At 70.9% G+C, this 14,704-nt stretch carries 14 protein-coding genes; 13 read left to right on the plus strand and 1 reads right to left on the minus strand.

Features of this window, described 5'->3' with window-relative positions:
* Positions 1-87: 87 nt before the first annotated feature.
* The 9 genes from alaS to nusB all read left to right on the plus strand — a co-directional run bounded on the left by alaS (position 88) and on the right by nusB (position 9,429).
* The gene (alaS, locus tag ACX80W_RS15540; protein WP_459284857.1) at positions 88-2,766 is read left to right on the plus strand and encodes an alanine--tRNA ligase; all 2,679 of its coding nucleotides are present in this window, start codon (positions 88-90) and stop codon (positions 2,764-2,766) included.
* A gap of 10 nt (positions 2,767-2,776) precedes the next feature.
* Positions 2,777-3,355 carry a Holliday junction resolvase RuvX gene (gene ruvX, locus ACX80W_RS15545; protein WP_459284859.1) on the plus strand — a complete coding sequence of 193 codons (579 nt, stop codon included), beginning with the start codon at positions 2,777-2,779 and terminating at the stop codon, positions 3,353-3,355.
* Positions 3,352-4,584: an endolytic transglycosylase MltG gene (gene mltG, locus ACX80W_RS15550; RefSeq protein WP_459284861.1), complete on the plus strand. Its 1,233-nt coding sequence runs from the start codon at positions 3,352-3,354 to the stop codon at positions 4,582-4,584. The genes ruvX and mltG overlap by 4 nt, the downstream gene beginning before the upstream one ends.
* 12 nt (positions 4,585-4,596) lie before the next feature.
* Positions 4,597-5,472, plus strand: coding sequence for a shikimate dehydrogenase (locus ACX80W_RS15555; protein WP_459284863.1), 876 nt, complete (start codon positions 4,597-4,599; stop codon positions 5,470-5,472).
* 32 nt (positions 5,473-5,504) lie between these two features.
* Complete coding sequence (aroC, locus tag ACX80W_RS15560; protein WP_459284865.1) at positions 5,505-6,704, plus strand: chorismate synthase; 1,200 nt, start codon at positions 5,505-5,507, stop codon at positions 6,702-6,704.
* A complete protein-coding gene (locus ACX80W_RS15565; protein ID WP_459284868.1) occupies positions 6,704-7,258 on the plus strand; it encodes a shikimate kinase in 555 nt (184 codons plus the stop codon). The genes aroC and ACX80W_RS15565 overlap by 1 nt, the downstream gene beginning before the upstream one ends.
* Entirely contained in the window at positions 7,248-8,339 is a 1,092-nt protein-coding gene (aroB, locus tag ACX80W_RS15570; protein WP_459284870.1) for a 3-dehydroquinate synthase, read from the plus strand. Before ACX80W_RS15565 ends, aroB begins: the two co-directional genes overlap by 11 nt.
* 119 nt (positions 8,340-8,458) lie before the next feature.
* Positions 8,459-9,022, plus strand: a complete 564-nt coding sequence (gene efp / locus ACX80W_RS15575; protein WP_459284872.1) for an elongation factor P — start codon at positions 8,459-8,461, stop codon at positions 9,020-9,022.
* Positions 9,019-9,429, plus strand: a complete 411-nt coding sequence (nusB, locus tag ACX80W_RS15580) for a transcription antitermination factor NusB (protein WP_459284874.1) — start codon at positions 9,019-9,021, stop codon at positions 9,427-9,429. The genes efp and nusB overlap by 4 nt, the downstream gene beginning before the upstream one ends.
* A 106-nt stretch (positions 9,430-9,535) precedes the next feature.
* On the opposite strand, the gene ACX80W_RS15585 is transcribed toward nusB, so the two are convergent.
* Entirely contained in the window at positions 9,536-10,444 is a 909-nt protein-coding gene (locus ACX80W_RS15585) for an alpha/beta fold hydrolase (protein WP_459284876.1), read from the minus strand.
* 171 nt (positions 10,445-10,615) lie between these two features.
* Between ACX80W_RS15585 and ACX80W_RS15590 the strand changes: the two genes are divergently transcribed.
* The 4 genes from ACX80W_RS15590 to ACX80W_RS15605 all read left to right on the plus strand — a co-directional run bounded on the left by ACX80W_RS15590 (position 10,616) and on the right by ACX80W_RS15605 (position 14,605).
* A complete protein-coding gene (locus tag ACX80W_RS15590; protein WP_459284878.1) occupies positions 10,616-12,031 on the plus strand; it encodes a dihydrolipoyl dehydrogenase family protein in 1,416 nt (471 codons plus the stop codon).
* Between the two features lie 99 nt (positions 12,032-12,130).
* Positions 12,131-12,904: a sulfite exporter TauE/SafE family protein gene (locus tag ACX80W_RS15595; RefSeq protein WP_459284880.1), complete on the plus strand. Its 774-nt coding sequence runs from the start codon at positions 12,131-12,133 to the stop codon at positions 12,902-12,904.
* Positions 12,905-12,935: 31 nt separating this feature from the next.
* Positions 12,936-13,619 carry a hypothetical protein gene (locus tag ACX80W_RS15600; RefSeq protein WP_459284882.1) on the plus strand — a complete coding sequence of 228 codons (684 nt, stop codon included), beginning with the start codon at positions 12,936-12,938 and terminating at the stop codon, positions 13,617-13,619.
* A 158-nt stretch (positions 13,620-13,777) separates the two neighbouring features.
* Positions 13,778-14,605, plus strand: coding sequence for a DUF4397 domain-containing protein (locus tag ACX80W_RS15605; RefSeq protein WP_459284884.1), 828 nt, complete (start codon positions 13,778-13,780; stop codon positions 14,603-14,605).
* The last annotated feature ends 99 nt before the right edge of the window (positions 14,606-14,704 follow it).

A 14,704-nucleotide genomic window follows, 5' to 3' on the forward strand; every position in this document is an offset into this window, starting at 1 on the left:
CCCCGAACCCGAACCGCACCGGCTCGTCGCGGGCAGCACCGCCCCTGCCGGTCCGAACCCACCTGTCGAACCCGAAGGATCCCCCCCGTGAAGTCCCATGAGATCGCAAGCCGCTGGCTGAGCTACTTCGAGAAGAACGGGCACACCGTCGTGCCGTCGGCGTCGCTGGTCTCCAGCGACCCCTCACTGCTCTTCACGGTGGCGGGCATGGTCCCCTTCATCCCGTACCTCACCGCCCGCGAGGAGGCCCCCTACAACCGGGCGACGAGCGTGCAGAAGTGCATCCGCACCGGTGACATCGAGGAGGTCGGCAAGACAGCACGCCACGGCACGTTCTTCCAAATGGCCGGAAACTTCTCCTTCGGCGACTACTTCAAGCAGGACGCCATCCGCATGGCCTGGGAGCTGCTGACCTCCGGCGTCGACCAGGGCGGGTTCGGCCTGCCCCCGGAGAGGCTGTGGATCACCGTCTACCACGAGGACGACGAGGCCCTGGCCATCTGGCGGGACGAGGTCGGCATTCCCGTCGAGCGCATCCAGAAGATGGGCAAGAAGGACAACTACTGGTCCACCGGACAGCCCGGCCCCGCGGGCCCCTGCTCGGAGATCTTCTACGACCGCGGCCCGGCCTACGGCGTCGAGGGCGGACCCGAGGCCGACGACGATCGGTACGTCGAGATCTGGAACCTCGTGTTCATGCAGTACCAGCGCGGCGAGGGAACCGGCAAGGACGACTTCGAGATCCTCGGCGAGCTGCCCAAGAAGAACATCGACACCGGCCTGGGCCTCGAACGCCTGGCCATGGTGCTGCAGGACGTTGAGAACATGTACGAGACGGACCAGGTGCGCCCGGTGCTCGACAAGGCCGCCGAGCTCAGCGGACGCGAGTACACCAGCGCCGAGACCCCGGACGACCCGCACCACACCGACGACGTCCGGATGCGCGTCGTCGCCGACCACATCCGCTCCTCGCTGATGCTCATCGCCGACGGGGTGACCCCCTCCAACGAGGGGCGCGGCTACGTGCTGCGCCGGCTGATCCGCCGTGCTGTGCGCGCCATGCGCCTGCTCGGGGTGGAGAAGCCCTGCCTGCCGGAGCTGCTGCCCGCCTCCCGCGACGCCATGAAGGGCACCTACCCCGAGGTCGAGAAGGACTTCGAACGGATCGCCCGCATCGCCTACGCGGAGGAGAAGGCGTTCCTGCGCACCATCGCCTCGGGCACCGCGCGCCTCGACGAGGCCGTCCGCGAGTCCAAGGCCGCCAACCGCCCGCTCTCGGGTGCCGACGCCTTCGCCCTGCACGATACCTACGGCTTCCCCATCGACCTGACCCTCGAGATGGCCGAGGAGGCCGGGCTGGCCGTCGACGCCGAGGGCTTCCGGACCCTGATGCTCGAACAGCGCCAGCGCGCGCAGGCCGATGCCCGCGGCAAGAAGGCCGGCCACGCCGACCTCTCCGTCTTCAACGAGATCCTCGCCTCGGGCGAGACGATCTTCACCGGCTACGACGAGCTGACCACCGACGGCGTCGTCACCGGGCTGCTGCGCGGCGGACAGTCCATTCCGGTCGCCTCCACCGGCGAGGAGATCGAACTCGTCCTCGACCAGACGCCGTTCTACGCCGAATCCGGCGGGCAGGCCGCCGACGTCGGGCTGATCACCGGCAACGGGTTCGTCGTCGAGGTGCTCGACGTGCAGCGCCCGGTGAAGGGCCTCCACGTCCACCGGGCCGTCGTCCGCGAGGGGGAGATCACCTCCGGCGCCCTGGTCACCTCCGCCGTCGACCGCCAGCGCCGCCATGCCGGCGAGCAGGCCCACTCCGGCACCCACATCGTGCACGCCGCGCTGCACCAGATCCTCGGCCCGGAGGCGACCCAGCGCGGGTCGTTCAACAAGGCCGGCTACCTGCGGTTCGACTTCGCCTGGGGCGAGGGCATCAGCTCCGCCGCCCGCAGCGAGATCGAGGAGGTGGCCAACCTGGCCATCCGCAGCAACCACGCGGTGGAGACCAAGGTCATGCCGCTTGCGGAGGCCAAGGCGCTTGGCGCCATGGCCCTCTTCGGGGAGGCCTACGGCAACCGGGTGCGCGTCGTCGAGATCGACGGAGACTGGTCGCGAGAGCTGTGCGGCGGCACACACGTCGAGTCGACCTCCCTCATCGGGTCGCTGACCCTGCTGGGGGAGCAGTCGGTGGGTTCGGGCAACCGCCGCGTCGAGGCCCTGGTGGGCATGGATGCGTTCCGGCACCTGGCCGCCGAGCGGGCGCTCGTCAGCGAGCTGTCGGAGATGCTCAAGGTCCCCTCCACCCAGCTGCCCGAGCGGCTCTCGCTCACCCTGCAGAAGCTGAAGACCGCGGAGAAGGAACTCGAGCGCCTGCGCAACGAGCAGCTCGCCGCGGCCGCGGCCTCCCTCGTGGGTACGGCACAGGACGTCGACGGCGTCCGCCTGGTCGCCCACGACGCCGGCGAGGTCGCCGGTGCCGATGCGCTGCGCACGCTGGCCCTCGACCTGCGTGGACGCCTCGGCTCAACGGCGGCCGTGGTCGCTGTTGCCGGCGTCTCCAACGGGCGTCCGCTCATCCTCGTGGCCACCAATGAGGCGGCGCGGGCGGAGAAGGTCAAGGCGGGTGCCCTGGTGCGCACCGCTGCGGGCGTTCTCGGCGGCGGCGGCGGCGGCAAGGACGACGTCGCCCAGGGCGGTGGCGCGGACCCGGCGAAGGTCGCCGCGGCCCTCGAAGCGGTGCGTGCCGCCGTGGCCGCACGCTGAGGTGTCCGACGTGACGGCCGGGTACCCGGCGGGTCCGAAGCTGGGCGTCGACGTCGGCAGGGTGCGTGTCGGCCTGGCCGGCAGCGACCGCGACGGGCTGCTCGCGACCCCGGTCCGCACGCTGTCCCGCGACGTCAAGAAGAACTCGGACGTCCGGGTCCTCGTGCAGGAGGCGCGCGAACGCGGTGCGGTGGAGGTGTTCGTCGGACTGCCCAAGAACCTCAGCGGGCGTGAGGCGGAGTCGGCCGCGATGGCCCGCGACTATGCGCAGCTGCTCGCTGATGCCTTGGAGCAGGCCGGACTGGGCGTCCCGGTGCGTCTGATCGATGAACGGCTCAGCACCGTTTCGGCACACCGATCGCTGCGTGAGGCTGGATTGAGTACCCGCGAGCATCGTAAGGTAGTGGATCAGGTGGCAGCCGTGGAGATCCTCCAGCATGCCATCGACATGCAACGTTCACTCGGACGGGACGTGGGGGAACAGGTCAGCGCACGGCTTCGGAGGAGTTCCGGGAGCGCATCGATGGCCTCTAGCGAGGAGCCGGTCATTTCGGAAAGCACTTTGAGTGGGAAGGACCAGGAACTGTGAGTTCCCGTTACCCGCAGTCACCTGCGTCGCAGGAGCCGGAAGGCTGGCACGACCCCAGCGACCCGTACGCCGGGGACGGTGCCGCCCACCCCGAACCCGTCGAGCAGTTCTTCGCCAGCCAGGCCGGAACCCGGCGCAGCCGCGACCGGCGCCCCTCCAAGGCGCGCCAGCGCCGCCGTCAGCGCCGCACCGTCGTGCTGCTTGTCGTCTTCCTCGTCTTCGCCGGCGTCGTCTTCGGTGTGGCCATGATGCTGCGCGAGGCGCTCGGGCTCAACGACGTGAAGGATTATCCCGGTCCGGGCAAGGGCGAGGTGGTCTTCACCGTCGCCGAGGGGGCCGGACCGCTGGCCATCGCCGACGCGCTGGAATCCGAGGACATCGTTGCGGACTCCGGCGAGTTCCTCGGCGCCCTCGAGGGGGTCCTGGACGGCCGGGAAGTCCAGCCCGGCGAATACGACATGCGCTACCAGATGGCCTCCGACGACGCCGCGGCCATCCTGGTCGGCGAGGGCTCCGAGAAGGTCTCCTACGCCGCAGTGGCCCGCGACCTCCGCCAGGGTGAGGTGTTCACGATCCTCGCCGAGTCCACCGGAATTCCGGTCGAGGAATTCGAGGCCCTCGCCAAGGAACCGACACGCTTCGGCCTGCCCGAGCAGGCACGCAGCCTCGAGGGGTACCTGCATCCCGGGGAATACCGGTTCGACGTCGAGGCGACCGCACCGGAGATCGTCCAGGAGATGGTCGAAAACACCTTCGCGCAGCTCGAAGAGGACGGCGTGACCGATCCCGCAGAGCAGTACCGGATCCTGACCATCGCGAGCATCCTGCAGGCCGAGGCCGGGGAAGCCGACTATGCCTCGGTCGCCGGGGCGATCATGAACCGGCTCAAGCCGGACAACACCGAGACCTCGGGGCTGATCCAGTCCGATGCAACGGTCACCTACGGCCTCGGGCGCAAGAGCTACGAAATCACCCCGGAGGAGAAGGCCGACACCTCCAACCCGTACAACACCTACGCCAATCCGGGGCTGCCGGTCGGCCCGATCGGTTCCCCCAGCGAGGAAGCCATCGACGCGGCCGTCTCGCCCGCGGACGTGCCGTACTACTACTGGGTGACCGTCGACCTCGACACCGGCGAGACCAAGTTCTCCGAGACCCTCGCCGAGCACGCCGAGTACGTCGCCGAGTACCAGGCGTGGTGCGCGGACAACGCCGGCCGGTGCGAGTAGGCGGCTGAGCTGGTGGCCGCCTCCCCGGCGGCGGGTGCCGCGCGCGCCGCAGTGATCGGCCACCCGGTCGCGCATTCGAAGTCGCCGCTGCTCCACGCCGCGGCATACTCCGCGCTCGGCCTCGGCTGGTCCTACACCGCACGGGACGTGGCGCCGGAGGACCTCGGGGACTTCGTCCGGTCGCTGCGTGCCGAGGAGGGCTGGCGGGGCGTGTCGGTCACCATGCCGCACAAGGCCGCGATGGCCGCCCTGACCGATGCCAACTCGCCCCTGGTCGAAACCCTGGGCGTGCTCAACACGGTGACCTTCGGCGGAGCCCCCGGCCGGCGGACCCTCACCGGGCACAACACCGACGTCGCCGGGATCACCGGGGCGCTCGCCCAGGCCGGGGCCCCGGGCCCGCAGCGCTGCGCCATCCTCGGCGGAGGCGGCACCGCGGCGGCGGCCGTGGCCGGATTCGCCGGCCTCGGCGCCGGCCGGGTGGAAGTCTACGTGCGCAGGCCCGAGCGGGCCGCGGGGCTGGTGGCGGCCGGAACCGCCCTGGGCGTCGAGGTGGAAGTGCTCCCCTGGCACCGCGCGCTGGCCGGGATCCGCGGCGCCGACGCCGTCGTCTCGACCCTGCCGCCGCGCGCCGCCGACGCACTCGGGGCGGCCCTCGCGGCGGACGGCGGGGGAGCGGCCGGGGTGCTCCTGGATGTCGCCTACGACCCCTGGCCCAGCGCCCTGGGCTCGGCCTGGGAACGCGCCGGCGGCGTCGTGGTGCACGGTTTGGAGATGCTCCTGTACCAGGCCATCGAGCAGGTGCGGCTCTTCTCCCCGGAAGCCGGACCGCTCCCGCCGGCCGTCATAAACCGGATGTGTGATGCCATCGGCGTGGCCCGGCGCTGAAGCACTCCCCGGGCCGTGGCAGTATTGAAGGCATGTTGCGTTGGTTAACGGCCGGAGAATCACACGGCCCCGCTGGAGTCGGAATCCTTGAAGGCATGCCCGCCGGAGTCGAGGTGACGAGCTCCGACATCCAAGCCGCCCTGGCCCGGCGCCGGCTCGGCTACGGCCGCGGGGCACGGATGAAATTCGAACAGGACGAGGTCCGCATCCTGGGCGGCATCCGCCACGGACTCACCCAGGGCGGGCCCATCGCCATCGAGGTCGGCAACACCGAATGGCCCAAGTGGGAGCGCGTCATGTCCCCGGACCCGGTGGACGCCGAGGAGCTCGCGGCCCTCGCCCGCAACGCCCCGCTGACCCGGCCGCGCCCCGGCCACGCCGATTTCACCGGCATGCAGAAGTACGGCTTCGACGAGGCCCGCCCCGTGCTCGAGCGCGCCAGCGCCCGCGAAACGGCGACCCGGGTCGCCCTCGGCACCGTCGCCGCGCGGTTCCTCGCCGCCCTGGGCGTGCACCTGGTCAGCCACACCGTCTCGATCGCTTCGGTGTCGGTACCCGGCGGCACCCTGCCCCCCGGCCCCGGGGACGTGCTCGCCCTCGACCAGGACCCCCTGCGCTGCTTCGACCGCGCCACCTCCGAGGCGATGGTCGCGGAGGTCGACGCCGCCCACAAGGAGGGCGAAACCCTCGGCGGCGTCGTCGAAGTGGTCGCCTACGGGCTGCCGCCTGGACTGGGCAGCTACGTGCACTGGGACCGGCGCCTCGACTCACGCCTGGCCGCCGCCCTGATGGGCATCCAGGCGATCAAGGGTGTCGAAATCGGGGACGGGTTCCTCACCGCCTCCCGCCGGGGAACCGTCGCCCACGACGAGATCCTCCGCAACGGTTCGGGGCGGATCGTGCGCGACACCAACCGCGCCGGCGGCATCGAGGGCGGCATGAGCATCGGGGACACCCTGCGCGTGCGCGCCGCCATGAAGCCCATCGCGACGGTGCCGCGGGCGCTGCGCACCATCGACGTCAGCACCGGCGAAGCGGCCACCGCCCACCACCAGCGTTCGGATGTGTGCGCCGTCCCGGCGGCCGGCGTGGTGGCCGAGGCGATGACGGCCCTCGTCCTGGCCGAGGCGGTCACCGAGAAGTTCGGCGGCGACTCGGTCGCCGAGACGGCCCGGAACCTGCGCAGCTACCTCGACGCCATCCCGGAGTCCCTGGGCTCAGCCGCCCACTGATGCCAGCGATCCTGCCGCCGGTCGTCTTCACCGGACCCATGGCGACCGGCAAGACGGCCGTCGGCCGCGCCTTCGCCGCGCGCCGGGGACTCGAATTCATCGACACCGACCGGCGCATCACGCAGCGGCACGGCCCGATCCCGCAGATCTTCGCGGCCGAGGGCGAGGACGGCTTCCGCCGGCTCGAGGCCGACGCCGTCCGGGAGGTCCTCACCGGCAGCACGCCCGGCGTCGTGGTGTCCCTCGGCGGCGGGGCGGTGCTCGACGCCGGGACCCGGTCGCTGCTGAAGGCCGCGCGGGTGGTGTTCCTGGACGCCGACCTTGCCACCGTCCTGCCGCGGCTGAACGCGGGAGCGTCCCGGCCGATGCTCGCCGGGGACGCCGGGACACGGTGGGCCACCCTGTATGAACAGCGCCGTCCGCTGTACCTCGAGGTCGCCGAGTGCGTCGTCGACACCCGCGGCCGCACGGTCCGCCAGGTCGTCGAGGACGTCGAGCGGATGCTGGGACTCAACGATTCAACCGAAAGAAGGACCACCGGACATGGCACCTGAGCCTACGATCATTCCCGTCACGGGGAGCACCACCGAAGCCGCCTACGACGTCGTCGTGGGCCGCGGGCTGCTGGGCCGGCTTCCGGGCATCCTCGGCGAACGCGTGCGCCGGGTCCTCGTCATCCACCCGCGCGCGCTGCGCACCACCGGTGACACAGTGCGCGCCGAACTCGCGGACGCGGGCTTCACCGCCGTCACCGCCGAGATTCCCGACGCCGAGGAGGGCAAGCACATCCAGGTGGCGGCCTTCTGCTGGCAGGTCCTGGGCCAGAACGACTTCACCCGCTCCGACGCCATCGTCACAGTGGGCGGGGGAGCGGTCACCGACCTCGGCGGCTTCGTCGCGGCCACCTGGCTGCGCGGGGTGAAGGTGATCCACCTGCCCACGAGCCTGCTCGCGATGGTCGACGCGGCGGTCGGCGGCAAGACCGGCATCAACACCGCCGAGGGCAAGAACCTCGTGGGCGTCTTCCACCCGCCGGCCGCGGTCCTGGCGGACCTCGACGCCCTCGACACGCTGCCGAAGAACGAACTGGTCACCGGCATGGCTGAGGTGGTGAAGTGCGGCTTCATCGCCGACCCGGCCATCCTCGACCTCATCGAGGCCAACCCGGAGGCCGTCTCCGATGCCCGTTCGGACGCCGTCCGCGAACTGATCGACCGCAGCATCGCCGTCAAGGCCGCCATTGTCTCCGAAGACCTCCGGGAGTCCGGCCGCCGCGAGCACCTCAACTACGGCCACACCCTGGGCCACGCGATCGAGCTCGCCGAGCGGTACTCCTGGCGCCACGGCGCCGCCGTCTCCGTGGGGCTTGTCTTTGCCGCCGAGCTCTCGCGCATGGTGGGCCGGCTGAACGATGCCGACGCCGACCGGCACCGCAGCATCCTCGAGTCGCTCGGGCTGCCGGTCAGCTACCGCCGGGACCGGTGGCAGGCCCTGCTCGACGGCATGCGCCGCGACAAGAAGTCACGCGGGGACCTGCTGCGCTTCGTCGTCCTCGACGGCGTGGGACGCCCCGGCATGCTCGAGGTGCCCGACACCTCGCTCCTGTTCGCCGCCTACCAGGAAATCGCCTCCTAGGGCCGCCCTGCGCCGCTTTGCCCCCAGAGGGTAGACTTGCCTCTGGACTTTTACCGCGCTGCGCGGTGCCCTGCGCCCGGGCGCAGCCATCCATTTCCCCGATCGACGAAAGTGAACCTGTGGCCACCACGAATGACATCAAGAACGGCACCGTGCTGAAGCTTGAAGGCAACCTCTGGAACGTGCTCGAGTTCCAGCACGTCAAGCCGGGCAAGGGTGGTGCCTTCGTGCGCACCAAGATGCGCAACATCCTCTCGGGCAAGGTGGTGGACAAGACGTTCAACGCCGGCCTGAAGATCGAGACCGCAACGGTCGACCGCCGCGACTACCAGTACCTGTACAAGGACGGCGAAGACTTCGTCTTCATGGACACCACCGACTACGACCAGATCACCGTGCCGGGCAAGACCGTCGCCGACGCCGAGAACTTCATGCTCGAGAGCCAGATGGTCACCATCGCCATGCACGAGGGCTCCGCCCTCTACATCGAGCTGCCGCCGTCGGTCGTCCTCGAGATCACGTACACCGAGCCCGGGCTGCAGGGCGACCGCTCCACCGGCGGCACCAAGCCGGCCACCGTGGAGACCGGCCACGAGATCCAGGTTCCGCTGTTCCTGACCACCGGCACCAAGGTCAAGGTCGACACCCGCACCGGCGACTACCTGGGACGCGTCAACGAGTGAGTGCACGCAGCAAGGCCCGCCGCCGGGCACTGGATGTCCTCTTCGAGGCCGAGCAGCGCGCCGTGACCCCGATGGAGGTCATGAAGGCGCGCCGGGAGAAGACCGACATGGTGATCGCCGACTACACGGTCGACATCGTGGACGGCGTCCTGACCCACCGCGAACAGATCGACGAATACCTCAGCACCTACTCCCAGGGCTGGACGCTCGAGCGGATGCCCGCCGTCGACCGCATGATCCTGCGCATCGGCAGCTGGGAGCTGCTGTACAACGAGGAGGTGCCGGACGGCGTCGCGGTCAGCGAGGCCGTTGAGCTCGCGAAGATGCTGTCGACCGACGAGTCCCCGGGGTTCATCAACGGGCTCCTCGGCCGGCTCCAGCAGCTCAAGCCGACCCTGCTGGCGTAGGGCGAAGGCCGACACCGGGATTTTCCATTGAGAGCGCGGTCCCGCTGCCCATCCGGGCGGCGGGGCCGCGCTCTTGTCGTTGGATCCCGTGCCGGGACGGCGGCCTTCAGCCGCTGAAGAAGGCCCTGAGGGCGTCGGCGGTTTCTCCGGGCAGCTCCTCGGGGAGAAAATGCCCCGACGGCAGGGCCGTACCGGTGACGGTTCCGTCGCACTGGGCCTGCCACAGCTCCACGGGCCGGAACAGGCGGTTCACGACGGCGCGCTCACCCCACAGCACGTGGGTGTCGCACCGGATCCTGCCGCCGCGTTCCCGGGCTTCCCGGTCGTGGTCCAGGTCGATACCGGCGCTCGCCCGGTAATCCTCGCAGATAGCGTGGATTGTCCCCGCGGTGAAACACCGTTCGTACTCCTTCAGGGCCGCCTCCTCGAGGAACCCGATGCCGCCGCTGCCGAGGCCGCCGAGGGCGGCGCGCAGGTAGGTCATGGGGCTGCCGCCGATCATTGACTCGGGCAGCGGCGCCGGCTGGATCAGGTGGAACCAGTGGTAGTAGGCAGTGGCGAAGGCCCTGTCGGTGGCCTCGTACATGTCGAGGGTCGGCGCGATGTCGATGACGCACAGCTTCTCGACGCGGTCGGGGAAATCGAGGGCCAGGCGGTGGCCCACCCGGCCGCCCCGGTCGTGGCCGCACAGGAGGAAGTTCCCGCGGCCCAGCGCATCGACCACCGCCACGAGGTCCCGGGCCATGGTGCGCTTGCTGTAATTGCTGTGGTCGGGCAGGCCCGGCGACTTCGAGGAATCACCGTAGCCGCGCAGGTCGGGAAGGATGAGGAAAAAGTCGTCCCGCAGTTCCTCGACCGTGCGCCGCCACATGGCGTGGGTCTCCGGTGAGCCGTGGACCAGCAGAAGGGTGGGCCCGGCCTCGTTCCCTCCGTACCGGGCGAAGATCGTGGCCCCGGGAACGTCGAACCCGCGGGATTCGAAACCGTCAAACCAGCCTGCGGGCAAGGGGTCCATCCGCGAAGCGTACACCGGCCCCGCCGGCGCCCGGGGGGACCGCGTCGATGTTACGGCGGACGTGCGGGACGATCGGGAAGGCCCGGGGGTGGAGGGCAGGGCCGGTGACCGGCCGCCGGCCGGGGAGAGCATAGGCTGGATGCGCCAGGGTTCAACGACGAGGGGAGAGCGATGGAAGCCCGTTCGGAGATTGTCGACCTGCTCGTGATCGGTGGAGGGACCGCCGGCATGGTGGGCGCCCGCATCGCGGCAAAGCTTGGGGCGCGGGCGCTGCTCGTCGAGCGGGCCCGGACCGGAGGAGACTGCCTGTGGACCGGGTGCGTGCCGTCCAAGACGCTGCTCTCCGCCGCGCACGAGGCAGCCGCCCGGCGGGAGCCCTGCGCCGGGGGCTACTCCGCCGTGCGCCAACGGGTCGCCGGCGCCATCGCGGCCATCGAGCCCGGCGACTCCCCGGAGGCGCTCAGGGCGCTCGGCGTCTCCGTCCTGTCCGGCACGGCCCGTTTCACCGGCCCGCGCGAGGCCGACGTCGACGGCCGGAGGATCCGCTTCCGGCAGGCCCTTGTGGCCACCGGCAGTTCGCCCGCGATGCCGGACATCCCCGGCCTGGGGGAGGCCAGGGCGGTCACCTCGGAGACGATCTGGGACCTCGAGGAACTGCCCGGCCGGCTGGTGGTCATCGGCGGCGGACCCGTCGGCTGTGAACTGGGGCAGGCCTTCGCCCGGCTGGGCTCGCGCGTCGTCATCCTCGCCCGCTCCGGCATCCTGCCCAGGGAGGACCGGGAGGCGGCGGCGCTGGTGCGCGGGAGTCTCCGCTCGGACGGCGTGGAGGTCATCGAGAACGCACGGGTTGAGCGCGTGGTGGCCGACGCCGCCGGCGCCAGCACCGTCGCCACCGCCGACGGACGCAGCTTCGGGGCCGACGTCCTGCTCGTGGCGGTGGGACGGAAGGCGAGGACGGCCGGGCTCGGGCTGGCGGAGGCGGGCGTGGACTGCGACGGAGCCGGCTTCATCGTTGTGGATCCGGGGATGCGCTCGTCAAACCCCGCCGTCTGGGCGGCCGGTGACGTCACCCCCTACCCGGACTACACCCACCTGGCCGGGGCCTACGCGGGCACCGCCGCCACCAACGCCGTCCTCGGGCTGCGGCGCAGGGTCAGTGAGGTGATCCCACGGGTCACCTTCACCTCGCCCGAGGTTGCCTCCGTCGGCGTCACCTCGGCATCGGCCCGGGGCGCCGCGGTGCGGACGATCCAGCACGCCGACGCGGACCGCGCGATCACCGAGCAGCAGACCGGCGGATTCACCCGGATCGTCACCGACCGGCGCGGCCGGATCCTCGGTGGGACGATCGTTGGCCCGCGGGCGGGGGAATCCCTTGCGGAACTGACCCTGGCCGTCCAGCGCGGGCTGCGCACCCGCGACCTGACCGCCGTGATCCACCCCTATCCCACGTTCAACGACCCGCTGTGGAATGCGGCCATCGCCGATACGCTCGCCAGGCTGGAGGCCCCCGCGGTGCGGGCGGGTCTTGGAGTGCTGCGCGGAGTGAACCGCTGGCGGACACGGCGTACCCCGGAGCGGGCATAACCGCCCGCCGGCCGGCGGACCGCCGGAGACCGCCGTCGAGCCGCCGCCACGCCCGCGCCGAGGCCGGGACAGGGGCTGCCGGAGGGAAGGAACGGGCGGATGCTTGAGCCGGTGCTGATCCTGCTTGCGGGTTTCGCGGCCGGAATGATCAATGCCGCCGTCGGAACGGGCACCCTCGTGACCTTTCCCGTGCTGCTCCTGCTGGGGTATCCCTCACTGGTGGCGAACATCTCGAACAACATCGGACTGGTGGCCGGGGGCCTCTCCGGCGCCTGGGGCTACCGGCGGGAACTGGCGCCAAACAAGGACCTGCTCCTGAGATTGCTGCCGGCCTCGGCCGCCGGCGGAGTCGCCGGCGCGTTGCTGCTCCTCGTCCTGCCGGCCGAGGCCTTCGACGCCATCGTCCCGGCCCTGATCGCACTCGGCCTGCTGATGGTCGCCTTCGGTCCCGCAATCCAGCGGCGCACCGCCCGGAGGCGCCGGGAGGGGAGGGGGCAGCCCGCCGGTGCCACAGGGCGGGCCGGCCTGTTGGCAGGCGTCCTGGTCCTCGGGGTCTACGGCGGGTACTTCGGCGCCGCCCAGGGGGTCCTCGTCGTCGGCCTGATGAGCGCGGTGACGGCCATCGCCCTGCAGCAGATCAATGCGGTCAAGAACGTCCTCGTCACTGCGGTCAACGCCGTCGCCGCCGGCATCTTCATGCTCGCCGCCTGGGAGTTCATCGATTGGGCGGCGGTGGCCCTGATTGGCTGCGGGGCGCTCGCGGGAGGGTTCGTCGGCGCCAGGTTCGGCCGGAGGCTGCCGCCGGTTGCCTTGAGGTCCGTCATCCTCGTCGTGGGATCGGCGGCACTGGTCCGGATGCTCTTCTTTTCCTAGCGGCCCGGCCCCTTGCCGTGGGAGGTCACGAATGGGAGCCGATGCCGCCCAGGCCGTTCCCAAACCGCCCGGGCACGGCGATGATGGGCGCATGGGCATCGGGGTCTGGACGTCGGTGGGTGCCGCCGCGGCGGTGGCGCTTGTGCTTTCCGGCTGCGCGGGAAACCGACCGGCCCCCGGCGCCGCAGCGGCCGATCCGCTCGCCCGCACAACCGCCTCGACGGAGCTGGTCGGACAGGGAACGGTGCTGCAGCAGGACGGCGGGCCCGCCCGGTTGTGCCTGGGCGGCGTGATGGAGTCCTACCCGCCACAGTGCAGCGGGCCGGAGATCAGGGGCTGGGACTGGTCCGCCGTCGAGCAGTGGGAGACCGCCTCCGGGGTGACCTGGGGGACCTACGCCGTCTTCGGAACGTGGGATGGCCGCCGGTTCACCACGACGAAACCGGCCATCCCGCTCTCGCTCTACGATGCGATGCCCTACGAGGACCCGCGGCTGGCGGAGGGCAGGACCGGTTCGGGGAGCGGGCCCCAGCTGGAGGAGCTGCATTCGGAGATCCTGGAAGCCGGCGACCCTCCGCTCGTCGGTTCCTGGATCACCCAGGGCTACCTCGTACTCACCGTCGTCCATGACGACGGGGAAATCCAGCGCGCCCTGGATGAGCGGTACGGAAAGGACCTCATCCTCGTCCAGTCCGCCCTGCGGCCGGCAGGCTGACGGCGGCGGTCCAGCCCTCCGCGGGCCGGATCAGCCTGCTCCACCATGCTGTTGCCCCTGCAAAATACTCGCGCTCGCTGCATCTTTCCGGTCCCGCCCGGAGGTAGTACCAGTTGTCAGCAGAAACGCGCCCGGTGGGGCGACACATAGGAGTTGTCATGCGAAGAAGCTTGTACACCGTTGGAACCGCGCTGGTACTAGGAACGGCGGCCTTCGCCGCCCCGGCATCGGCAGCCGAAACATCATCCGAAGCATCCCTGTCCGTGCTGCACGCCGTCCCCGACCTCACCGTCGACGTCTACGTCAACGGAGCGCTCACCCTGGACGATTTCACGCCCGGACAGCTGGCCGGTCCACTCGCCCTGCCGGCCGGGAACTACCAGTTGGCAGTGACGGCCGCGGACGCGCCGGACGCCTCCGCGCCGGTGATCGGCCCGGTCGATGTGACCCTCGCGGCCGGCGGCAACTACACGGCCACGGCCAATCTCGACGCAGCGGGGAACCCGACGGCCAACTTCTACACAAACGATGTCTCACCGGTTGAGGCAGGCAAGGCGCGGTTGACGGTACGGCACGTCGCTGCTGCTCCCGCGGTCGACGTCCTCGCCGGCGGCACACCGATCGTCCCGAACCTCAGCAACCCGGCCGAGGCGTCGTTGACCACCGCACCGGGAACCGTGTCGGCAGCGGTCGCGGCCGCAGGCACCACCGAGCCCGTGATCGGCCCGGCGGACCTCAACCTCGCCGAAGGCACTTCCACGATCGTCTACGCGTGGGGCAGCCTCGAGGGCGGAAACCTCGCGCTGGCCACCCAGGTCATCGAGGGTCTCCAGTCCACCCCCGGAGCCGTCCCCGGCGGCCAGTCCGGTCTGGCCGCGCAGGCCGCGGAGAACAATGACGGCGCCGCGCTCGGCATCGGCGCACTGCTCCTCGCACTTGTAGGAGGCGCCATCGTGGTAAGCCGGAGGCGCACCGCCCGGGCCTGACAGGTTAGGTTGCGGGGTGTGGGTTTCTGACGAGGGCACACCCCCCCCCCCGCCCCCCCCCCCAAACCACACCCCCCCCCCCCACCCAAAACACCCCCC

This window comes from Arthrobacter melezitosi (genome assembly GCF_054511055.1).